General features: G+C 46.4%; 18 protein-coding genes and 3 tRNA genes. 18 read left to right on the forward strand and 3 right to left on the reverse strand.

Features of this window, described 5'->3' with window-relative positions; genetic code table 11:
* Positions 1 to 89 precede the first annotated feature (89 nt).
* From GXP65_RS23305 to GXP65_RS23315, 3 genes are all read left to right on the forward strand, one after another.
* Positions 90 to 165: transfer RNA gene (locus tag GXP65_RS23305), tRNA-Gly, on the forward strand.
* 35 nt (positions 166 to 200) lie between these two features.
* Positions 201 to 290: transfer RNA gene (locus GXP65_RS23310), tRNA-Gly, on the forward strand.
* Between the two features lie 158 nt (positions 291 to 448).
* Positions 449 to 525 (forward strand) — tRNA-Met (locus GXP65_RS23315).
* Between the two features lie 529 nt (positions 526 to 1,054).
* On the opposite strand, the gene queG is transcribed toward GXP65_RS23315, so the two are convergent.
* Positions 1,055 to 2,182 carry a tRNA epoxyqueuosine(34) reductase QueG gene (queG, locus tag GXP65_RS23320; protein WP_047482800.1) on the reverse strand — a complete coding sequence of 376 codons (1,128 nt, stop codon included), beginning with the start codon at positions 2,180 to 2,182 and terminating at the stop codon, positions 1,055 to 1,057.
* 298 nt (positions 2,183 to 2,480) lie between these two features.
* On the opposite strand from queG, the gene tsaE reads away from it, so the two are divergent.
* From tsaE to hflC, 8 genes are all read left to right on the forward strand, one after another.
* Complete coding sequence (gene tsaE, locus GXP65_RS23325; protein ID WP_005438321.1) at positions 2,481 to 2,945, forward strand: tRNA (adenosine(37)-N6)-threonylcarbamoyltransferase complex ATPase subunit type 1 TsaE; 465 nt, start codon at positions 2,481 to 2,483, stop codon at positions 2,943 to 2,945.
* Entirely contained in the window at positions 2,939 to 4,669 is a 1,731-nt protein-coding gene (locus GXP65_RS23330; protein WP_162093846.1) for an N-acetylmuramoyl-L-alanine amidase, read from the forward strand. The genes tsaE and GXP65_RS23330 overlap by 7 nt, the downstream gene beginning before the upstream one ends.
* Positions 4,670 to 4,687: 18 nt before the next feature.
* Positions 4,688 to 6,733 carry a DNA mismatch repair endonuclease MutL gene (mutL, locus tag GXP65_RS23335; RefSeq protein WP_162093847.1) on the forward strand — a complete coding sequence of 682 codons (2,046 nt, stop codon included), beginning with the start codon at positions 4,688 to 4,690 and terminating at the stop codon, positions 6,731 to 6,733.
* Positions 6,730 to 7,662: a tRNA (adenosine(37)-N6)-dimethylallyltransferase MiaA gene (gene miaA, locus GXP65_RS23340; protein ID WP_038892651.1), complete on the forward strand. Its 933-nt coding sequence runs from the start codon at positions 6,730 to 6,732 to the stop codon at positions 7,660 to 7,662. The genes mutL and miaA overlap by 4 nt, the downstream gene beginning before the upstream one ends.
* 194 nt (positions 7,663 to 7,856) lie before the next feature.
* On the forward strand, positions 7,857 to 8,120 hold the full coding sequence (hfq, locus tag GXP65_RS23345; protein WP_005438329.1) for an RNA chaperone Hfq: 264 nt from the start codon (positions 7,857 to 7,859) through the stop codon (positions 8,118 to 8,120).
* Positions 8,121 to 8,158: 38 nt separating this feature from the next.
* Positions 8,159 to 9,448 carry a ribosome rescue GTPase HflX gene (hflX, locus tag GXP65_RS23350; protein ID WP_005532170.1) on the forward strand — a complete coding sequence of 430 codons (1,290 nt, stop codon included), beginning with the start codon at positions 8,159 to 8,161 and terminating at the stop codon, positions 9,446 to 9,448.
* Between the two features lie 45 nt (positions 9,449 to 9,493).
* The gene (gene hflK / locus GXP65_RS23355; protein ID WP_045370270.1) at positions 9,494 to 10,699 is read left to right on the forward strand and encodes an FtsH protease activity modulator HflK; all 1,206 of its coding nucleotides are present in this window, start codon (positions 9,494 to 9,496) and stop codon (positions 10,697 to 10,699) included.
* 2 nt (positions 10,700 to 10,701) lie between these two features.
* Positions 10,702 to 11,682 carry a protease modulator HflC gene (hflC, locus tag GXP65_RS23360; protein ID WP_162093848.1) on the forward strand — a complete coding sequence of 327 codons (981 nt, stop codon included), beginning with the start codon at positions 10,702 to 10,704 and terminating at the stop codon, positions 11,680 to 11,682.
* Positions 11,683 to 11,794: 112 nt separating this feature from the next.
* On the opposite strand, the gene GXP65_RS23365 is transcribed toward hflC, so the two are convergent.
* Entirely contained in the window at positions 11,795 to 11,980 is a 186-nt protein-coding gene (locus GXP65_RS23365) for a DUF2065 domain-containing protein (protein ID WP_005432777.1), read from the reverse strand.
* Positions 11,981 to 12,153: 173 nt separating this feature from the next.
* On the opposite strand from GXP65_RS23365, the gene GXP65_RS23370 reads away from it, so the two are divergent.
* Both GXP65_RS23370 and GXP65_RS23375 read left to right on the forward strand, forming a co-directional pair.
* Positions 12,154 to 13,470 carry an adenylosuccinate synthase gene (locus tag GXP65_RS23370; RefSeq protein ID WP_005432780.1) on the forward strand — a complete coding sequence of 439 codons (1,317 nt, stop codon included), beginning with the start codon at positions 12,154 to 12,156 and terminating at the stop codon, positions 13,468 to 13,470.
* Positions 13,471 to 13,702: 232 nt separating this feature from the next.
* A complete protein-coding gene (locus tag GXP65_RS23375; RefSeq protein WP_010648920.1) occupies positions 13,703 to 14,338 on the forward strand; it encodes a tetratricopeptide repeat protein in 636 nt (211 codons plus the stop codon).
* A gap of 106 nt (positions 14,339 to 14,444) precedes the next feature.
* Here GXP65_RS23375 and hmpA read toward each other — a convergent pair whose 3' ends face one another.
* Entirely contained in the window at positions 14,445 to 15,629 is a 1,185-nt protein-coding gene (gene hmpA / locus GXP65_RS23380) for an NO-inducible flavohemoprotein (RefSeq protein ID WP_162093849.1), read from the reverse strand.
* 111 nt (positions 15,630 to 15,740) lie between these two features.
* Here hmpA and nsrR point away from each other — a divergent pair, with 111 nt between their 5' ends.
* From nsrR to trpS, 5 genes are all read left to right on the forward strand, one after another.
* Complete coding sequence (nsrR, locus tag GXP65_RS23385; RefSeq protein WP_045370260.1) at positions 15,741 to 16,166, forward strand: nitric oxide-sensing transcriptional repressor NsrR; 426 nt, start codon at positions 15,741 to 15,743, stop codon at positions 16,164 to 16,166.
* A 117-nt stretch (positions 16,167 to 16,283) separates the two neighbouring features.
* A complete protein-coding gene (gene rnr, locus GXP65_RS23390; protein ID WP_162093850.1) occupies positions 16,284 to 18,776 on the forward strand; it encodes a ribonuclease R in 2,493 nt (830 codons plus the stop codon).
* A 76-nt stretch (positions 18,777 to 18,852) separates the two neighbouring features.
* On the forward strand, positions 18,853 to 19,596 hold the full coding sequence (gene rlmB, locus GXP65_RS23395; protein WP_005432756.1) for a 23S rRNA (guanosine(2251)-2'-O)-methyltransferase RlmB: 744 nt from the start codon (positions 18,853 to 18,855) through the stop codon (positions 19,594 to 19,596).
* Between the two features lie 125 nt (positions 19,597 to 19,721).
* Positions 19,722 to 20,408 (forward strand): phosphoglycolate phosphatase, encoded by a 687-nt coding sequence (locus GXP65_RS23400; protein WP_045370258.1) that lies wholly within the window; start codon positions 19,722 to 19,724, stop codon positions 20,406 to 20,408.
* A gap of 115 nt (positions 20,409 to 20,523) precedes the next feature.
* Entirely contained in the window at positions 20,524 to 21,561 is a 1,038-nt protein-coding gene (trpS, locus tag GXP65_RS23405; RefSeq protein ID WP_010648934.1) for a tryptophan--tRNA ligase, read from the forward strand.
* Positions 21,562 to 21,670 lie beyond the last annotated feature (109 nt).

Here is a 21,670-nt window from a genome sequence, read left to right on the forward strand (position 1 = left end):
AGCGCAACCTTGCCAAGGTTGAGGTCACGAGTTCGAACCTCGTGTGTCGCTCCAATTTGATAGCCTTCATTGTGCTTAACAATGACATTGCGACACTAGCTCAGTTGGTAGAGCGCAACCTTGCCAAGGTTGAGGTCACGAGTTCGAACCTCGTGTGTCGCTCCAATTTGATAGCCCTCATTGTGCTTAACAGTGACATTGCGACACTAGCTCAGTTGGTAGAGCGCAACCTTGCCAAGGTTGAGGTCACGCCTTTCTATTATGAATAGGGAACCTCGTGTGTCGCTCCAGCTTTATAGCTTTCATTGTGCTTAACAATGAATTGCGACACTCGCTCATTTATAGAGTAAAAACTTGTCAAGGTTGAGGTCACGCCTTTCTGTTATAGATAGGGCAACCTCGTGTGTCGCTCCAGTTTCTATTATCGTATTAATCGATAATACACGGACGCGGGATGGAGCAGCTTGGTAGCTCGTCGGGCTCATAACCCGAAGGTCGTCGGTTCAAATCCGGCTCCCGCAACCAATTCACATCGCTCTTTTCATAATGCTGCGAAGCATGAACCCCTGAAAAATAATATTTTAATCCGCATCAGTCGATGTCGGACGATTTCTTTTGTGTTTTAAACATGAGACGACTTGTCTGAGCAGCGAATATTCTGGTGTTCGGAGTGCTTTCTACTTATTAATTAACAGAGTTATCCACATATCTTGCTCTGTGGATAAGTTGGTTGATAAAGTGTTTTCAGCTTGGATTTCATGGGCTAGAAAGAAAGATCTTTTCTTTATGCAAAAGCCATGAAAGTTTCCCTTTATTGCATAAGTGTATGTTTTTTAAAGGTAAACTTTATTTTATTGCGGATCGGGTGCGTTAAATCAGGATCATTATTTTGTGTTTTTTTGATCCTAATCATTTCTTCAGGTTGTGTTTAACTTTTTTCTCTTCCCTGAAATCTTGCAATTCTCTAATTTTTTTCCACATTACAGAATTGAGAACAAGGTCATAAATTGATCATGTAAAAAGAGTTTTCAATCTCTTGCATATGAGCTACGCGTTATGCGTCTCTCGGAAGGCCTTTTTCGACGATTCTAATTAAACGCTTCTTCTTCGTCTCGATAGAGTCTGATTCAGCGGTAGGAATTTGGCTGAGTTGTTGTCCTAGAGCCCAATTAATATGTTCATCCAGTAACTCACTTTCACCACGACGGGCCTCTAGAGCGTCAATCGTTCTTTGGCTGTATTCTGTATTACCAAGTGCGACAGAAATATTACGCAACCATTGCAAGTGTCCAATACGACGAATCGCAGAACCTTCCATTTGTTTTAGGAAAGTTGGTTCATCCCAATTAAACATGGTGACGAGATCTGGGTCTTCAAAACTGTCGCGGCGATGGAAGTCTTCTTGCTCGGTTATGTCTGCGTATCGATTCCAAGGGCAAACGAGTTGGCAGTCATCGCACCCGTAGATGCGATTTCCCATCGGCTTGCGGAACTCTTCAGGAATAACACCATCAAATTCGATAGTGAGATACGAGATACATCGTCTAGCATCCACGACTTTTTCATCGACGATTGCTTGTGTCGGGCATGATGTGATGCACGCTTTACACTTGTCACATTGGTCAACACTTGGTTCGTCTACTGGTAATGGTAAGTCGATCAGTAACTCGCCAAGGAAAAACCAAGAGCCACAGTCCTTATCCAAGATCAGAGAGTGCTTGCCCGTCCAGCCTAACCCGGCTTTTTGAGCGAGTGGGCGTTCAAGGATAGGGGCTGAGTCGACAAAGGGGCGATAGCCATATTGGCCGACTTCTTGTTCAATAAGTTTGCCAAGTTTATTAAGCTGCTTTCTGACCAACTTGTGATAATCACGGCCAAGCGCATAGCGACTGATGTATGCGTGGTTCTTATTTGCCAAATTGGAAGCAAACTTGGCTTCTGGTGGTAGGTAATCCATGCGCACGCTGATGACGCGTACTGTTCCCGGTAGAAGTTCATTTGGCCTGGCGCGCATCATGCCGTGACGAGCCATCCAGTCCATAGAGCCATGATAGCCAGCATCAAGCCATTTTTGCAGAGCGGCCTCATGTTCACTAAGATCAACATCGCAGATACCGACTTTCTGGAAGCCGAGCTCTTTACCCCAAATTTTGATTTGTTGAGCGAGTTGTTCGTAGTTCATGTTTTATCACCGAGATAAAAGGGGGGCGGATCTTACCGGATCTTATGAATGGGCGCCACCAGAAAGTCTAGACAGAAAGTCGAGAAATAGGTTTTGAAACCAAGTCATCAAAAGTTGACGTAGGCATGAGTAATTTTGCTTATGCACTCAATAGAATCAGGTAATTAGGTTTTGTCTTTTTTGGTCATTTTTTCGCATATATGACATTTGAGAGCTTGTCTCTCAAAACCAACACAGTTTACTATTCCTGTTCTTTTGATTTTTATATAGTCAACGATCATTAGTTAGAGAAACATCAATGAGCACGAAACAATTTAATCTTAAAGATGAGCATGAAACGGTAGCACTGGGCACCGCATTGGCTCAGCTTTGTTCTCAACAAACCACCATTTATTTGCATGGCGATCTGGGTGCAGGTAAAACAACCTTCAGTCGTGGTTTTGTCCGTGCTCTTGGTCATCAAGGAAATGTAAAAAGCCCGACCTATACTTTGGTTGAACCTTATCAATTGGATAAGTGGCAAGTTTACCACTTTGATCTTTACCGACTGGCTGATCCGGAAGAGTTAGAATTCATGGGGATTCGCGATTACTTCACGGATGATGCGATTTGTTTGGTGGAATGGCCAGAAAAAGGGCAAGGAATGCTGCCACAACCGGATCTTGATGTGGATATTCGCTACCAGGGCGAGCAGCGCGTAGCCGAATTAACGGCGAACAATGAATATGGTGTGCAGTTACTCAGTCGATTGGAGCTATGTTGAGTCTTTCAAAATTTAGAGTAGTGGCGGCATTTGTCGCCACTTTTCTCCTTATCATCCCCAATTTAGCATTTGCTAACGTCGTAAAAAGCTTCCGAGTTTGGCCTTCACCTGATGAGACTCGTGTCGTCATCGATCTGAATGCGGAAGCTGACTATTCCTATTTCTCTTTATCTAGCCCGGATCGCTTAGTGGTGGATCTCAAAAACACCTCTATGCAAGCTAAGTTGCCTGTTACGGTAACCGACAGCCCAGTGTTAAAGCGCGTTCGTAAGAGTTCGCCGCCCAACAAAGACACATTCCGTTTGGTGTTCGAGCTGAAGAAGAATGTTAAAGCGGAGCTATTCACGCTTAAACCAACACCTGCGGGACAATATGGCCACCGCTTAGTGATCGATTTGCCACATGGTGCAAAGAAATCCACACCAGCAACCAGTGCGACTAAACCGAGTAAGCCTACGACACCGAGCAAAGACATGAGCACGGTGCAACGTGCACAAGAAATTCTTATCGTGATTGACCCAGGTCACGGTGGCGAAGACCCAGGCTCGATTGGACCATCACGCCGCAAATACGAAAAAGACGCGGTACTGAGCATTTCTCGCAAGCTTTCTGCTCAATTAAATGCAGTACCGGGGATCAAAACACGGATGACGCGCAGCGGTGACTACTTTGTTAACCTCAACCGACGCGTTGCAATTGCTCGTGAGAACAATGCACACTTATTGATTTCAATCCACGCTGATGCGTTTACTTCACCAAAGCCGCGCGGTGGTTCGGTGTTCGTATTGAACACGCGTCGTGCAAACACTGAAATTTCACGTTGGGTCGAAAACCACGAGAGACAATCTGAATTGCTCGGCGGATCGGGTACGGCGTTTGTGAGTAATTCAAATGACCGCAACGTCAACCAAACCTTATTAGATCTTCAGTTCAGCCATTCGCAGAAGGAAGGCTATAAATTAGCGACAAACATTCTAGGTGAGATGGGCAAAGTGGCTCGTCTACACAACTCGAAACCAATCAATACCAGCTTGGCAGTTTTGCGCTCTCCGCAGATTCCGTCTGTGTTGGTTGAAACAGGCTTTATCTCGAACCCAACGGAAGAGAAATTGCTGTTCCAACGCTCTCACCAAGACAAGTTAGCGCGAGCGATCACTAAAGCGGTAGTGCAATACCTGAAAGATAACCCGCCAGAAGGTACGGTGTTCTCGTCTTCTTCTAAGCCTTCGGTTCACACAGTGAAGCGTGGTGAGTCGTTGTCTGTGATTGCTCAGAAATACGGAACATCGACCAAAGCAATCATGAGCGCGAACAAGCTTAAATCAAGCGGTTTGGCGGTTGGTCAGAAGTTGAAAATTCCTGGTACTGGCGCTGCTTCTGTTTCTGTACCGAATACCCCAAATACCGTCGAAACCGAGACGATCACACATACCGTTAAGTCGGGTGAGTTCCTCGGTAAGATCGCTAGCCATTACAAAGTGAAGATTGCGGATATTCGTCGCGAGAACAATCTGAAATCAGACACAGTTTGGGTTGGCCAGAAATTGAAGATCACGGTCGCAGTGAAAGACAAGCCAATCCGCAAGCATAAAGTCGCTCGTGGTGAATACCTAGGTAAGATTGCGTCGAAATACGGCGTGAGTGTATCCAGCATCCGCAAAGCGAATAACCTGCGTTCTGATGAACTCGCCGTAGGACAGGTGCTGATCATTCCAAATAAATAAGTGAGCTTATAACTCATCATGACCATTAAGATTTTGCCTGCTCGGCTGGCAAACCAAATCGCAGCAGGGGAAGTGGTTGAAAGACCCGCCTCTGTCGTGAAAGAACTGGTAGAAAACAGTCTCGACTCTGGTGCCACTCGAATTGATATTGATATCGAGAAAGGGGGCGCCAAGCTGATTCGCGTGCGCGACAACGGCAAAGGGATTGTGAAAGATGAGTTAGGTCTGGCGTTGAGTCGTCATGCCACCTCTAAGATCCACACATTGGACGATCTTGAAGCCATCATGAGTTTGGGTTTCCGTGGTGAGGCGCTAGCGAGTATCAGTTCGGTATCGCGCTTAACCATGACTTCTCGCCCGGCAGCGCAAGAACAAGCGTGGAGTGCCTACTCGGAAGGGCGTGACATGAAGGTTAAACTCCAGCCGACGGCACACCCAATTGGTACGTCGGTTGAAGTGCTCGATTTGTTTTTTAACACCCCCGCTCGCCGTAAATTCCTCCGTACCGAGAAAACTGAATTTGCTCATATCGATGAATTATTGAAGCGTATTGCATTGAGCCGCTTTGATGTCACTATCAACGTGCGTCATAACGGCAAAATGATTCGCCAATACCGTGCGGCAAAGAATCAGCTTCAGACCGAAAAGCGTATTGCTGCAGTATGTGGTAATGCCTTTGTGCGTAATATGCTACGTATCGAATTGGAGCATCAAGGTCTCAAGCTGCATGGCTGGATTACCACGCCAGAAGGGGCGAGACAGCAGAGTGACTTACAATACTGCTACGTGAATGGTCGCATGATGCGTGACAAGTTGATTAACCACGCGATTCGCCAAAGTTACGAAACCAGCTTAAAGCCGGATCAGTTCGCCGCGTATGTATTGTTTATTGAGCTCGACCCGCACCAAGTGGATGTTAACGTGCATCCAGCCAAGCATGAAGTGCGTTTCCATCAAGCCCGCTTAGTGCATGACTTTATCTATCAAGCTTTGGCAGATGCGCTTGCGCAAAGCTCGGTGATAGATAAACCACACGTAAACGAATCCGCGTTCCACCATGCAGATCCTGCCCAGCCGATAGAACCATTTGAGACGATGATGTCTGCTCCTGAAGCAGCAAGTTTGCCGGAGCCAGTAAGTAAACCGGAGCAGGCCAGTTCATCTGTGCCAGAACGTGTATATCAAGCGATTGATAACACTCCGGCTTATCCAGGGCGTTCAGACTATGAATCGAAACCTCGCGATAGGGCGTCAAGTGATGCTTCTGTGCGAGAAGCACGTCCGGCAGATTCTTTCAGACGAACAGATTGGGTTGAATCAAAACCTGCGCCTAAACCAAGTTCTAACAGAGAACAACGTCATGCTGAGTCTGTGCCAAGTAAACAAGAAGTGCGCGCTTATCATGAATTGCTTCAAACGCCAGATTTTGAGCCTCAAAAAGAAGCTCCAAAAGCGTCAGTTAGCACATCGGCAGAAGCTGCTTTACCGCCAGTTACAGCATTAAGTAAAGCGCTGGCTGTGGTGGACGAGCAGTTTGTCTTGATGAGCAGCGATAGTGGTGTAGCTTTGGTTGCACTGCCAAGAGCAGAGTTCTATCGAACCAAAGGTCAGCTCACACCGAGCGATGGAGCGTTAAAAGCTCAACCGTTACTGGTGCCATTATCGGTGAAGCTAGAGCCGGAGATGGTTCAGCTCGCGCAGGATTATCAGCAAGACTTTGCTCAGCTGGGTATCCAGCTTAAAGCGAGAAATGATAAAGCTCTGATGGTTATGGGCGTGCCATCACCACTGCGTCAACAAAACTTACAAAATTTGATACCAGATCTGTTATCTTACGCGCAAACTCGCGTGAGGGGAGAGGGAGCAACGGCTCAGCTGTTATCAGAGCTGATAGATTGGCTTGCTTTGCAGGTCACCACTGTTAAGAGCCACTATACTCTTTCCGAAGCCATTCAAATTATTGCGGAACTTGAACAGTTAAGACATGGTCAATTGCCATTAGAAGACACAAAATTTGTGTCTGCTGTTGATTTCTCTGCCACGATTGCCAAATTAAGACCATGACAGACAAACTACCTTTGGCGCTATTCCTAATGGGGCCAACCGCATCAGGTAAAACAGAACTAGCGATTCGCCTTCGTCAAAAGTTTCCGGTTGAGATCATCAGCGTGGATTCGGCGTTGATCTACAAAGACATGAACATTGGAACGGCGAAACCTGATGAACGCGAACTGAGCCTAGCGCCACATCGTCTTATCGATATTCTTGATCCAAGTGAATCATACTCTGCGGCGGACTTCCGTCGTGATGCACTACAGGCAATGGATGACATTGTTGCAGAAGGAAAAATTCCGCTACTAGTCGGCGGAACCATGTTGTATTACAAAGCCTTACTTGAAGGCTTATCACCACTTCCTGCTGCAAATCCTGAAATTCGTCAGCAAATTGAGCAAGAGGCATTGACTAAAGGTTGGTCGGTGTTGCACGATGAGCTGAAAGAGATTGATCCTGTGTCAGCTGCGAGAATCCATCCTAATGATCCTCAACGTTTATCTAGGGCATTGGAAGTATTCCGCATTTCAGGTAAAACTCTTACTGAGTTGACTCAAACAAAAGGCGACAGCTTGCCTTACCGAGTCAAACAGTTTGCAATAGCTCCCAAGGACAGGGCAGAACTTCACCGTCGAATTGAACTACGTTTCGATAAGATGATGGAAGCGGGTTTTGAAGAGGAAATGAAAGCGTTGTATGCGCGCAAAGATCTTCACCCTGATCTTCCTTCTATCCGTTGCGTCGGCTACAGACAGATGTGGGAGTACTTAGATGGGGACTGCACACGCGACGAAGCCGTTTTTCGTGGCATATGTGCAACTCGTCAATTGGCCAAGCGTCAAATCACCTGGTTACGCAGCTGGAATGATTTAACTTGGTTGGATAGCGATAACATTGAACAGGCACTTGAAACCATGTCAGAAGCAATAGCATCTGATTGAGATAGCTGTGTATAATGTGATCGTTTTTGCGTGAACGCACTCTCAAAGGATCTGTTATTGGCGGTTTTTATACTATGCTGCTAATTACTTAGAGTGCATTTTTGATTCGTTTAGCTCAGATGCAAAAAGCAGTACCTTTTGCATTGCACCACTAGCTAAATAATTACAACTACAAATTAAATAAGGAAAATAAAATGGCTAAGGGGCAATCTCTACAAGACCCATTCCTAAATGCGCTACGTCGTGAGCGTATCCCGGTATCTATCTACCTTGTGAACGGTATCAAACTGCAAGGTCAGATCGAATCTTTCGATCAGTTCGTGATCCTATTGAAGAACACTGTTAACCAAATGGTGTACAAGCACGCAATCTCTACCGTTGTTCCGGCTCGTCCAGTGAGCCACCACAGTGGTGATCGTCCTCAAGGTGACCGTCCACAAGAGAAGTCTGAAGATTAATTCTTCATTTAGTATTGCTAAAATAAGGAGTTGATTGCTTGTTTGACCGTTATGAATCCGGTGAGCGAGCCGTACTTGTTCATATCAACTTCACGCAAGAAGGTGAATGGGAAGATCTGGCTGAATTCGAAATGCTGGTTTCTTCTGCTGGGGTAGAGGCGCTGCAAGTTGTGACTGGCAGTCGTCAATCCCCACACCCGAAATACTATGTCGGAGAGGGTAAGGCGCAAGAAATTGCTACTGCGGTACAATTAACTGGTGCTGAAATTGTGATTTTTAATCACTCCCTCTCTCCTGCCCAAGAACGTAACCTCGAAGCACTGTGCAAATGTCGAGTTCTCGACCGCACCGGTCTCATCCTCGATATCTTTGCTCAACGAGCACGAACACACGAAGGTAAGCTGCAAGTCGAGCTAGCCCAACTTCGTCATATTTCTACTCGTTTAATTCGCGGTTGGACGCACCTTGAAAGGCAGAAAGGCGGCATCGGTCTACGTGGGCCAGGTGAAACCCAGTTAGAAACCGACCGTCGTTTATTGCGTGACAGAATTAAAGCTATCCTTCGTCGTCTTGAAAAAGTCGCGAAGCAGCGTGAACAAGGGCGTCGTGCCCGAAACCGAGCTGAAATCCCAACGGTTTCTCTCGTGGGCTACACCAACGCGGGTAAGTCGACACTCTTCAACCGTATTACAGAAGCTGGCGTTTACGCGGCAGATCAACTGTTTGCTACTCTTGACCCAACTTTACGTAAGATAGAGTTAGCAGATGTAGGGCCTGCAATACTTGCAGATACCGTTGGTTTTATCCGACACCTGCCTCACGATTTGGTTGCAGCCTTCAAAGCGACCTTGCAGGAAACGCAAGAAGCTGACATTTTGTTACATGTTGTTGATGCCAGTGACGAGCGTTTTCGTGAGAATATTCAAGCTGTTCATGAAGTCTTAGAAGAGATCGACGCACATGAAGTGCCGACACTCGTAGTAATGAACAAGATTGACAATCTAGAAGAGCAGAAACCACGTATAGAACGTGATGAGGAAGGCGTGCCTCGTACGGTCTGGGTTTCCGCGATGGACGGATTAGGCATTGATCTTCTGTTTGACGCGCTGACCGAGCGTTTAGCGTCGCAAATGGTTGAGCATCAGTTGCGAATTCCTCCACAGTATCAAGGACGATTCCGTAGTACATTCTTCCAAATGAAGTGTATTCAACGTGAGGAATATGACCAGGAAGGTAACTTGTTGATCAATATTCGAATGCAACAGGTAGATTGGTCTAGACTTGAAAAAAGAGAAGGGGCAGTTTTAGTCGACTTTATAGTCACTTAAAGGACTGCTACAGTATAACGTCATATCAAATGATGGAGCTTTCTAATGGCGTGGAATGAGCCTGGAAATAACAACGGCAACAATGGCCGCGATAATGACCCTTGGGGTAATAATAATCGTGGTGGCCAGCGTCCTGGTGGCCGAGATCAAGGTCCGCCAGATTTAGATGAAGTGTTCAGCAAACTGAGTCAAAAGCTGGGTGGCAAATTTGGTAAAAAAGGCGGCGGCGGTGGTTCACCTATCGGCGGTGGCGGTAGTGCGATTGGCTTTGGTGTCATTGCAGTTATCGCGATTGCGGTATGGTTCTTCGCTGGCTTTTACACCATCGGTGAAGCAGAGCGCGGTGTCGTACTGCGTTTAGGTAAATACGACCGTATCGTGGACCCAGGTCTGAACTGGCGTCCTCGTTTTATCGACGAATACGAAGCGGTTAACGTGCAAGCGATTCGTTCGCTACGTGCATCAGGTCTAATGCTGACTAAAGATGAAAACGTAGTAACGGTAGCGATGGACGTTCAATACCGTGTTGCTGACCCATACAAATATCTATATCGCGTAACCAATGCAGATGACAGCTTGCGTCAAGCAACGGATTCTGCGTTACGTGCGGTAATTGGTGACTCACTGATGGATAGCATCCTAACAAGTGGTCGTCAGCAAATCCGTCAAACGACACAAGAAACGCTAAACCAAATCATCGATAGCTACGATATGGGCATCGTGATTGTTGACGTGAACTTCCAGTCTGCGCGTCCGCCAGAGCAAGTGAAAGATGCGTTTGATGATGCAATCGCAGCACGTGAGGATGAAGAGCGTTTCATCCGTGAAGCAGAAGCTTACAAGAACGAAATCTTGCCTAAAGCAACTGGTCGTGCAGAGCGTTTGAAGAAAGAAGCGCAAGGTTACAACGAGCGTGTAACTAACGAAGCACTTGGTCAAGTAGCTCAGTTTGAAAAACTACTACCTGAATACCAAGCGGCACCGGGTGTAACTCGTGACCGTCTGTACCTAGACACTATGGAAGAGGTTTACTCAAGCACATCGAAAGTGCTGATTGACTCTGAATCTAGCGGTAACCTTCTTTACCTTCCAATTGATAAATTGGCTGGTCAAGATGGTCAAACAGACACTAAACGTAAATCGAAATCGACTTCAACGTACGATCATATCCAATTGGAATCTGAGCGTTCGCAAGAAGACACTTCGAACACGCAGTCTCGTTCAACTGGTACACGTCAAGGGAGATACTAAGAATGCGTAAGTTAATGATCCCTGTACTGGTCATCGCACTGGCATTAATGCTGATGTCACTGTTTGTGATTCCTGAAGGTGAACGCGGTATTGTGGTTCGATTCGGTCGTGTCTTAAAAGACAATAACGACATCACTCGAATTTACGAGCCGGGTTTGCATTTTAAAATGCCGCTGTTCGATCGTGTTAAAAAACTGGACGCACGTATCCAAACAATGGATGGCCGTGCTGACCGTTTCGTAACGTCTGAGAAAAAAGACGTAATCATCGATACCTACGCGAAGTGGCGTATTGAAGATTTCGGTCGTTACTATCTAGCGACTGGTGGCGGTAACACGCTGACAGCTGAAGCACTTTTAGAGCGTAAAGTAACTGACGTTTTACGTTCAGAAATTGGTTCGCGTGAAATCAAGCAGATTATTTCAGGGCCACGTAAGAAGAGCCAAGATTTGGTCGGCGAAGTTGAAGGTGAACTAACGACTGAAGCCGCTCTTAAAGCTCTAGAAATTGATGGTGAACGTGATGTGATTATGTCTGAAGTTCTCAGCGATACGCGAGAAAGTGCGATGAAAGACCTTGGTGTTAGGGTTGTTGATTTTCGTATTAAGAAAATCAACCTACCTGATGAAATCAGTGAGTCGATTTACCGTCGTATGCGTGCAGAACGTGAGTCAGTAGCGCGTAAGTTCCGCTCTCAAGGTCGTGAGAAAGCAGAAGTCATCCGTGCACAAGCTGAGCTTGAAGTGGCAACGATTCTTGCAGAAGCAGACAAAACAGCTCGTGTAACACGAGGTGCAGCAGATGCAGAAGCGGCGAAGATCTACGCAGACGCGTACAATAAAGCTCCTGAGTTCTTCAGCTTCCTACGCTCTCTAAAGGCTTACGAGAAATCGTTCAGCTCTAAGAGTGACATCCTTGTTCTGGATCCGAAGAGTGAATTCTTCCAATACATGAACAATGCGAAAGGCGCAGAAGCGAAATAAGCTCAGCGTTCAAGCAAATTGAAAAGGCTCCGTGATGGAGCCTTTTTTGTATCTCTATTTTGCACCTATCGGTGTGTGCTAAACAGACTTGAAATAGGATTCAGAAGTGCGATTAACTCATCATGATAGCGATGACAGCACCGGCCACTACTAAGCAGCCACCAATGCGACGTAAATGGTTATCAGGTTGTTCACTCAACTGAGCCACCATGTTACGCCAGCCATTTGGGGCGACCAACGGCCCAATACCTTCAACAATCAATACTAGCCCTATCGCTAGCCAAATAGATTCAGACATCATGATTCCTAGTTGAGTTATGAAAAGTAAATATTATCAGTGATGTAGTGATTTCGAAATGAACAAGGTTGGCGAGTTTGCATTCTAGTATCAACTCTGTGAACAAAAAATGACTGCAAGAAGAGTGATTCGGTGCTAGAATCCATTTTTAACTAGCAATCAGACTTGGAAAGATGGGAAATAACGTAGTCGTTCTAGGCACCCAATGGGGTGACGAAGGTAAAGGTAAAATTGTAGACCTTTTAACTGAAGATGCAAAATACGTGGTACGCTACCAAGGCGGTCACAATGCAGGTCACACACTTGTAATTGACGGTGAAAAAACCGTTCTTCACTTAATTCCATCAGGTATCCTTCGCGATAACGTAAAATGTGTTATCGGTAATGGCGTTGTACTATCGCCTGAAGCACTTCTGAAAGAAATGAAGCCTCTTGAAGAGCGCGGTATCCCAGTACGTGAGCGTCTTTTCGTTTCTGAAGCTTGTCCTCTAATTCTTCCGTACCATATCGCTATCGACAACGCGCGTGAAATCGCTCGTGGCGCGAAAGCTATCGGTACAACGGGTCGTGGTATCGGTCCAGCTTACGAAGATAAAGTAGCTCGTCGCGGTCTACGCGTTGGTGACCTTTTCGATAAAGAAATGTTCGCTGAGAAACTGAAAGAAGTAATGGAATTCCATAACTTCCAACTAGAGCACTTCTACAAAGCTGACACAGTAAGCTACGATGAAGTTCTTGAGCAGTGCATGGGTTACGCAGATCTACTAACTTCAATGGTTATGGACGTAACTGACGAACTAGACGCAGCACGTAAGCGCGGCGACAAAATTATGTTCGAAGGTGCTCAAGGTACGCTACTAGATATCGACCACGGTACTTACCCGTACGTAACTTCTTCTAACACGACTGCTGGTGGTGTTGCTGCAGGTTCTGGTTTCGGTCCTCGTCACATCGGTTACATCCTTGGTATCACTAAGGCGTACTGTACTCGTGTTGGTTCAGGTCCATTCCCTACAGAACTATACGACGGTCTAGATAAGCAAGACCCAGTTGGTAAACACCTAGGTGATGTTGGCCACGAGTTTGGTGCAACGACTGGTCGTCTACGTCGTACAGGTTGGTTTGATGCAGTAGCAATGCGTCGTGCAATCCAAATCAACTCTCTAACAGGTATGTGCCTAACTAAACTAGACGTGCTTGATGGTCTTAAAGAGATCAAGATCTGTACTGGTTACAAGATGAAAGATGGCGCTATCCTAGAAGTTTCTCCAATGGCTGCTGAGTCATTCGAAGAAGCAACGCCAATCTACGAAACAATGCCTGGTTGGTCTGAGACAACATTTGGTGCTAAATCAATCGATGCGCTTCCACAAGCTGCTCTTGATTACATCAAACGTATCGAAGAACTAACAGGTGTTCCAGTAGACATCATTTCTACAGGTCCTGACCGTAACGAAACAATCATCAAGGTTCACCCGTACGGTGCTTAATTCCTGATTGTTCAGACAGTTGTAAAAGCCAGCGTTTATCGCTGGCTTTTTTGTATCTGTGAGTTAGGTTCATTGCTGAAAAATGCGACTCACCGTGGCAAATATTTGCCGTTAAGCTTAAATAGGAGGCAAAAATTGCCTAAAGCTTAACTGACCTTTGCCGATAAGGTTATCAAGCAGAGGAGATCCTTGGCTGATCTTTGGTTTCTTAGATACCTTAAAGAGTACATTTATGAAGTTACGAACAGTGGCTGCTTCACTGTTATTGATGCTGAGTGCGACATCGGCTAAGGCAAATGTTGCCGATGTAGGGGCGCCTGTCCCCATCTACACCGAAGCAGAGCTTATAAAGCTTATTGAGCAGAATAAGCACCTAGAGCGCGTGCGCGCTGATAACTGCCAGTTGGTAGAAGATATCGTGGCACGTGCGACGCGCATTAACTTGCCGTCTTATGAATTCCTTTATGGCGATATGTTAGCGTGGGGCGTGTGTGTAGAACAAGACGTAGAACTCGGTCTTTACTACATGGAAAACGCAGCCCACCAAGGTTTGCCAGCTGCACTAGAGCAGCTAGGTCGCTATTACTCTCGCGGTACTTTAGTCCAACAAGATAAAGAACGTGCAATCCCATACCTGCGAGAGGCGGCGGCAATGGGCAACTTAAATGCGCGTATTCATCTTGCCGAGCTATTGCTGCGTGATTACGGTAGCCCGCTCGACTACGAAGATGCCTACCGTTGGCTTTATAATTCGGTGACTGCCGATCAAAGAAAGCACAAACGTATTGCGATGCTGAGAAGTGGTCTTGAGCAACGCATGCCACAAAACATTATTGCGCGTGCTAAGCGCCGCGACACCTTCTGGTAGATGTACTCTTAAAATACCAGTAACTTCATAAAGCTCTGCCAATACATACAATAAAGCCCACATCATGTGGGCTTTGTTGTTTTTCCCGAAGCGTAATCGTGAGTGATTAAACGACTTTGTGTGGGCCGAAGCACTCGTAGTGGAATTGATCTTGCGCTACACCAAGCTCAAGCAGCTGCTTCGCGACGTGCTGCATAAAGCCAACAGGGCCACAGAAGTAGACTTGCACGTTGTCTTGCTTAAGGGCGGCTTCAATTTCCTTCAGGTTTACAAAACCACTGAAGTGGAAATCTTCACCCATCTTGTCATCTGCTGTTGGTTGGTTGTACCAAACCAACGAGTTCATGTTTTCTTTTGCATTCACAAGCTGGTTTACGTGCTGTTTGAATGCGTGCTGTTGACCATTTTCTGCTGCATGCACCCAGGTTACTGACGCTTGGTGCTCAGAAAGGCTCTCAAGCATTGATAGAGTCGGAGTTAGACCGACACCCGCTGACACTAAAACAACTGGTGTAGAAGCATCTACGTCCATAAAGAAGTCACCTGCTGGTGCTGCAAGCTGCACTTTGTCGCCGATGTTCAGATCATCGTGCAGGAAGTTAGAGACCTTGCCGCCTTGTTCGCGTTTCACCGAGATACGGTAAGTGTTCTCTTGAGCCGCAGAGGATAGGCTGTATTGGCGAATCTCTTGGTTTTCGAACTTATCACTGTTGATGTAGATACCTAGGTATTGACCCGGTTTGTACTCAGAAACCACTTCACCATCGGTTGGTTTGAAAACAAAACTACAGATGTTTTCACTTTCAAGCTGCTTGCCCACCAACTCAAATTCACGCAGACCACGCCAGCCACCTTGAAGTGCCGCATTCTCTTGGTAGATTTGCTCTTCACGTTGAATGAACACATTTGCAAGCACGCCGTAAGCTTCTGCCCATGCATCAATCACTTCCTGACCCGGAGAGAACAACTCGTCGATCGTCGCAAGTAGATGTGTGCCAACGATTTGGTACTGATCTTTAGTGATCATAAAACTGGTGTGCTTGTGGGCGATCTTCTCTACTGCACTAAGCAGTGCTGGTAGGTTATCGATGTTAGCTGCGTAAGCACAGATTGCATTAAATAGAGCTTCACGTTGGTCACCATTACGCTGGTTACTCATGTTGAAAATGTCTTTCAACTCAGGGTTATGGGTGAACATGCGATCGTAAAAATGAGCAGTTAACTTCGGGCCAGTTTCAGCAAGAAGTGGGGCGGTTGCTTTCACGATATCAATGGTTTGGTTGCTGAGCATAATGGATTCCTATTTAAAGTTGTATTTGTAATGCATGTTTAAAGTTGTATCTCAAATGTATCTTTTGATCAAGAAAAGAATTACAATTTTGCTATTAGAGAGGATAGCAATATGCAGTTAACCAGCTTTACCGACTACGCGCTCAGAACCTTAATCTACTTGGCATCATTGCCAAAAAATGAGCTAACAAATATTACCGAAGTGACTGATTTATTTGGTGTATCACGTAACCATATGGTGAAAGTGATCAACCGTCTTGGACAGCTTGGTTATGTACATACAGTGCGCGGTAAAAACGGTGGCATTCGTTTAATGAAAGCACCGCAAGAAATCACAGTCGGTGGTGTGGTGCGTGATTTAGAGCCATTAGATTTGGTGAATTGCTCTGTTGAATTCTGCCATATCACGCCGGCATGTCGTCTAAAAGAAAAGTTAGCGAAAGCGAAATTGGCCTTTCTTGCAGAACTGGATGACTGCACGATTGAAGAGCTACTGAGCGATAATTCAGAACTGCTGATCTTACTTGCTCGTCCTTAGCCTTCTTAACGCTTTATAAATCTTCTTACTGACACTCTTTTTTAAAGCAATTTCTGTAGCTTATCGAGAGACTCGGATATACTAGCTCTATACCTTCCTTGCTAGATAGGCGTGCCTATGTCAGACAACATTCCAAACGATCCTTTCGCAGATCGTGAATCCAAAAATTACGAAAATCCAATCCCAAGCCGAGAGTTCATTCTTGAGTTTCTAGAAGAAGCAGGCGTACCGATGAATCGCAATGATTTGTTCGAAGCATTAAAGCTAGAAGGTGAAGAACAATACGAAGGTTTGCGCCGTCGACTGCGCGCAATGGAGCGTGATGGACAGCTCGTGTTTACACGTCGTCAGTGCTATGCGCTACCAGAAAAACTAGAGATGGTGAAAGGTTACGTAATTGGCCACAAAGATGGTCATGGTTGGGTTCGTCCTGAAGGCAGTGTCGGCAAGGATAATGACATTGTAATGCCGCACCATCAGATGAAGCACATCATCCATGGTGACTACGTGTTGGTGCAACCAACTGACAACAGCAAGCGTGGTCGTCGTGAAGGTCGTCTTGTGCGTGTTTTAGAAGAACGTAATACGCAGATTGTGGGTCGTTTCTTCCTTGAATACGGCTACTCATACGTTGTGCCTGATGACTCTCGTATTAGCCAAGATATTTTGATCCCAAATGAGCACAAAGCGGGTGCTCGTATGGGTAACGTGGTCGTGATTGAGATTACTGATCGCGGCTCTCGCTCACGAGGCATGATGGGTAAAGTGGTTGAAGTCCTTGGCGAAAACATGGCGCCGGGCATGGAAACGCAAATTGCAATTCGTACCCACCAAATTCCACACGATTGGCCAGAAGCGGTTGATAAGCAAATTGAAAACCTGGGCGAAGAAGTTCCAGAAGAAGCGAAAGTAGGTCGTGTCGACCTGCGTGACTTACCGTTGGTGACCATCGATGGTGAAGACGCGCGTGACTTCGATGACGCCGTTTACTGTGAGAAGAAAAAGAGTGGCGGTTGGCGTCTATGGGTGGCGATTGCTGACGTAAGTTATTACGTACGTACAGACTCTGCGCTGGATAAAGAAGCCATCAACCGTGGTAACTCTGTGTACTTCCCATCGCAAGTGGTGCCAATGCTACCTGAAGTGCTATCAAACGGTTTGTGTTCACTTAACCCACAGGTAGATCGCTTGTGTATGGTGTGTGAGATGACCATCTCTGACACTGGTAAACTATCGGGCTACAAGCACTACGAAGCCGTGATGAATTCGCACGCTCGTCTGACTTACAACAAAGTGGGCGCGATTCTAGAAGGGGATGAAGAACTACGTATGCGTTACCACGCAGTCGTTCCTCACCTTGAAGAGCTGCACGCGATGTACAAAGTACTTAAAGAAGCGCGTGATAACCGTGGTGCGATCGAATTCGAAACCGTTGAAGCTAAGTTCATCTTCAACGCGGATCGTAAGATTGAAAGCATCGAGCCAGTGATTCGTAACGACGCACACAAGATCATCGAAGAATGTATGATCCTCGCGAACATCGCTTCAGCGTCTTATGTTGAGAAAGCGAAAGAACCAGCGTTGTACCGTGTGCACGAATCTCCGGGTGAACTGCGTCTGCAAGGTTTCCGTGACTTCCTAAGTGAGTTAGGTCTGGATCTGAAAGGTGGTCTAGAGCCATCACCAACCGACTATGCCGATTTGGTAAAACAAATCGCAGAACGTCAGGACAAAGAGCTGATTCAAACCATGTTGCTGCGCTCAATGAAGCAAGCGGTCTACAACGCAGACAATGCTGGCCACTTTGGTCTAGCGCTGAAACGTTACGCGCACTTCACGTCGCCAATTCGTCGTTACCCAGACCTGCTGTTGCACCGCGCAATCAAGTACCTGATTGCTAAAGAAGAAGGCCGTAACCAGGAGCGTTGGACGCCAACCGGCGGTTACCACTACTCGTTTGACGACATGGACTTCTATGGTGAGCAATGTTCGATGACAGAGCGCCGAGCAGACGACGCAACTCGTGAAGTGGCTGATTGGTTGAAGTGTGAATACATGCAAGACCATGTTGGCGACGAGTTGGATGGTGTTATTGCAAACGTGACCAGCTTTGGTTTCTTTGTTCGTCTGACAGAGCTGCATATTGATGGTTTGGTGCACATTTCAACACTAGCGAACGACTACTACCAATTTGATCCGATTGGTCAAAGACTTATCGGTGAAAGCTTCGGTAACATCTATCGCCTAGGCGATGCGGTGAAAGTGAAAGTGCTTGCGGTTAACTTAAATGACAAGCAAATTGACTTTGAATTAATCGAAACAAGCCGTAAGCTACGCGGCAAAGGTAAGACTGCGAAGAAACGCGCAGCAGATGCCAAACGCAAAGCGAAAGAGAAAAAACGTGCGGCAACAAAAGGCGGCACTCGTGCAACACCTGCGATTGAACCAACCAAGCGACCAGAGCCTGCAGTAGCAGAAAAGCCTCGCCCAAATGGAGCAAAACGCAGTGACACTGAAGGCGCTAAAAAGCCGAAAGTGAAAAAAGCACGCAAGAAAAAGCCACACAGTAAGCCGAAGAAGACTAAGCGTACTAAGAGTGACGCAGAGTAGGCTGAATCGCCAATCTAGTCTGGATTTAAACGGGTAGATTGGCGCAGGCAATACGACCAGAACAACAGGTTAAACAATGAGTAACGAATTTATCTACGGCATTCACGCAGTGAAGGCGGTATTGGAACGCGAACCAGAGCGTTTTATCGAAGCGTATGTTTTAAAGGGTCGTCAAGACGATCGCCTAATGCCAATCCTGAACGATCTTCAGGTGTGTGGTGTTTCGATTCAACAAATGACACGTAAAACGCTGGACGATAAAGCGAACGGTGCTAACCACCAAGGCATCATTGCTCGTGTTAAAGCGGCGAAACAGCTTAATGAAAATGACATTGATGGCATCCTAGCGCAGCACGAATCACCGCTACTATTGGTATTGGATGGCGTGACGGATCCGCATAACCTAGGTGCTTGCCTACGTAATGCAGACGCAGCTGGCGCAGCGGCGATCATCGTACCGAAAGATCGTTCTGCACCGATGAACGCAACCGTAAGCAAAGTCGCTTGTGGCGCGGCTGAAGTCGTGCCATTGATCCGAGTGACTAACTTGGCTCGTACTATGCGTACACTGCAAGAGCAAGGCATTTGGTTTGTGGGCACGGCGGGTGAAGCAACGCACGACATCTACCAAGCAAAACTGACGGGTCCTCTTGCTATCGTAATGGGTGCAGAAGGTGACGGCATGCGTCGTCTGACTCGCGAAACCTGTGACGATTTGATTAAGATCCCAATGGCAGGTAGCGTTTCAAGTTTGAACGTATCTGTGGCATCAGGTATTTGTTTGTTTGAAGCGGTTCGTCAGCGTATTGCAGCAAAGTAATTGCTAGACAAATTTCTAATAAACAAATAGTTACTGCAAAGTCAGACATAATGATAAAAACAAAGGATGGGGTGCCATCCTTTGTCGTTTTCACCGATTTATAAATAAAAATCTTCAGGGAAGTTATGACTCAACAAGATATTAAATTCATCGCCTTCGATCTTGATGGTACGTTGCTTGATAGCGTGCCAGATCTCGCGGTTGCGGCAGACCAAGCAGTGCAAGCGCTTGGCTTTCCATCGGTTTCAGAAGAGCAAGTCCGTGATTATGTGGGCAACGGCGCAGACGTGTTGATCGGTCGTGCATTGAGCCAGAGCTTAACCATCAACCCAGATCTGAATGCAGAGCTTCGTGCTAAAGCACGTGTACTGTTTGATGACTACTATGATCAAAGCGGTCACAAACTAAGCCACCTTTACCCAACGGTAAAAGAGACACTGGAAGAGTTACACAAAGCCGGCTTTGTTATGGCATTGGTAACCAACAAGCCTTCGAAGTTTGTGCCTGATGTTTTAGAAAAGCACGACATCGCAAAATACTTTGTTGATGTGCTAGGTGGCGATGCGTTCCCAGAGAAAAAACCAAACCCAATCGCACTGAACTGGTTGATGGAAAAGCACCAAATCCAACCAAGTGAAATGCTGATGGTCGGTGACTCGAAGAACGACATTCTTGCAGCGAAGAACGCAGGTTGCGCCTCATTTGGTCTGACTTATGGTTACAACCATGGCGAGCCAATCTCAGCGTCAAATCCAGATTTCGTCGCTGACAGTTTGGCAGAATTATTGGACGTTGTAGCGGTTTCTGCATAACGGCTACAAAAGAGCTTCCAAAATACTCGTTAATGAGTACACTGAGTAAACCGTGCGCCTATCGCTGCACGGTTTTTTCATTTAATTAGATTAAGAAGTCAAAGGAATCATTCTAATGAGCAAACCCATTGTATTGAGTGGTGTTCAACCTTCAGGTGAACTAAGTATCGGTAACTACTTGGGTGCTCTACGTCAATGGCAGCAGATGCAAGACGATTATGATTGCCAATACTGTGTGGTAGACCTTCACGCGATTACGGTTCGTCAGGACCCTAAAGCGCTGCATGAAGCGACTCTAGACGCACTGGCGATCTGTCTGGCAGTTGGTGTTGACCCGAAGAAGAGCACGCTATTTGTTCAGTCACACGTACCAGAGCATGCTCAACTTGGTTGGCTTCTTAACTGTTACACCCAAATGGGTGAACTGGGTCGTATGACTCAATTTAAAGACAAATCTGCACGTTACTCAAACGACAGCTCAAGCCAGTTTGGTGATGTAAATGTTGGTCTGTTTGACTACCCAGTACTGATGGCGGCAGATATCCTGCTGTACGGCGCACACCAAGTGCCAGTAGGTAGCGACCAGAAGCAACACCTAGAGTTAGCGCGTGATATTGCTAACCGCTTTAACAACATCTACTCACCAGAGCAGCCAATCTTCCAAGTGCCAGAGCCTTACATTCCGACGGTAAACGCGCGTGTAATGAGCCTTCAAGACGCAACGAAGAAGATGTCTAAATCAGATGACAACCGTAAGAACGTTATCACGCTGTTGGAAGAGCCTAAGTCGATCATTAAGAAGATCAACAAAGCGCAAACCGACACAGAAACGCCACCGCGTATCGCTCACGATTGGGACAACAAGGCAGGTATCTCTAACCTAATGGGTCTGTACTCTGCGGCAACAGGCATGAGCTTTGAAGAGATTGAAGCGAAATACCAAGGCGTTGAAATGTACGGTCCATTCAAGAAAGACGTTGGTGAAGCGTTGGTGACTATGCTTGAGCCAATTCAAGCTGAATACCATCGCATCCGCGCTGACCGTACTTACATGAACGAAGTGATGAAGCAAGGCGCTGAGAAAGCATCGGCACGTGCGGCTGAAACGTTGAAGAAAGCGTACGAAGCAGTAGGTTTTGTTGCTCGCCCATAGTTGCTAAAGAACATTCAGAATTGAAAAGCTCCACCATTGGTGGAGCTTTTTTTATGGTGCGCCGAGCATGGCGTTGATCTAGGAGGTGAAAGTCCTCTACGGGCTCAGT

It is taken from the genome of Vibrio sp. LB10LO1 (assembly GCF_010092875.1).
In the GTDB taxonomy this organism is placed as follows: Bacteria; Pseudomonadota; Gammaproteobacteria; order Enterobacterales; family Vibrionaceae; genus Vibrio; species Vibrio campbellii.

Coding starts and splice junctions, on each gene's coding strand:
- queG (WP_047482800.1), bottom strand. CDS start 2,182: ATGAACTACGAACAACTCGCTCAACAAATCAAAATTTGGGGTAAAGAG.
- tsaE (WP_005438321.1), top strand. CDS start 2,481: ATGAGCACGAAACAATTTAATCTTAAAGATGAGCATGAAACGGTAGCA.
- GXP65_RS23330 (WP_162093846.1), top strand. CDS start 2,939: ATGTTGAGTCTTTCAAAATTTAGAGTAGTGGCGGCATTTGTCGCCACT.
- mutL (WP_162093847.1), top strand. CDS start 4,688: ATGACCATTAAGATTTTGCCTGCTCGGCTGGCAAACCAAATCGCAGCA.
- miaA (WP_038892651.1), top strand. CDS start 6,730: ATGACAGACAAACTACCTTTGGCGCTATTCCTAATGGGGCCAACCGCA.
- hfq (WP_005438329.1), top strand. CDS start 7,857: ATGGCTAAGGGGCAATCTCTACAAGACCCATTCCTAAATGCGCTACGT.
- hflK (WP_045370270.1), top strand. CDS start 9,494: ATGGCGTGGAATGAGCCTGGAAATAACAACGGCAACAATGGCCGCGAT.
- hflC (WP_162093848.1), top strand. CDS start 10,702: ATGCGTAAGTTAATGATCCCTGTACTGGTCATCGCACTGGCATTAATG.
- GXP65_RS23365 (WP_005432777.1), bottom strand. CDS start 11,980: ATGTCTGAATCTATTTGGCTAGCGATAGGGCTAGTATTGATTGTTGAA.
- GXP65_RS23370 (WP_005432780.1), top strand. CDS start 12,154: ATGGGAAATAACGTAGTCGTTCTAGGCACCCAATGGGGTGACGAAGGT.
- GXP65_RS23375 (WP_010648920.1), top strand. CDS start 13,703: ATGAAGTTACGAACAGTGGCTGCTTCACTGTTATTGATGCTGAGTGCG.
- hmpA (WP_162093849.1), bottom strand. CDS start 15,629: ATGCTCAGCAACCAAACCATTGATATCGTGAAAGCAACCGCCCCACTT.
- nsrR (WP_045370260.1), top strand. CDS start 15,741: ATGCAGTTAACCAGCTTTACCGACTACGCGCTCAGAACCTTAATCTAC.
- rnr (WP_162093850.1), top strand. CDS start 16,284: ATGTCAGACAACATTCCAAACGATCCTTTCGCAGATCGTGAATCCAAA.
- rlmB (WP_005432756.1), top strand. CDS start 18,853: ATGAGTAACGAATTTATCTACGGCATTCACGCAGTGAAGGCGGTATTG.
- GXP65_RS23400 (WP_045370258.1), top strand. CDS start 19,722: ATGACTCAACAAGATATTAAATTCATCGCCTTCGATCTTGATGGTACG.
- trpS (WP_010648934.1), top strand. CDS start 20,524: ATGAGCAAACCCATTGTATTGAGTGGTGTTCAACCTTCAGGTGAACTA.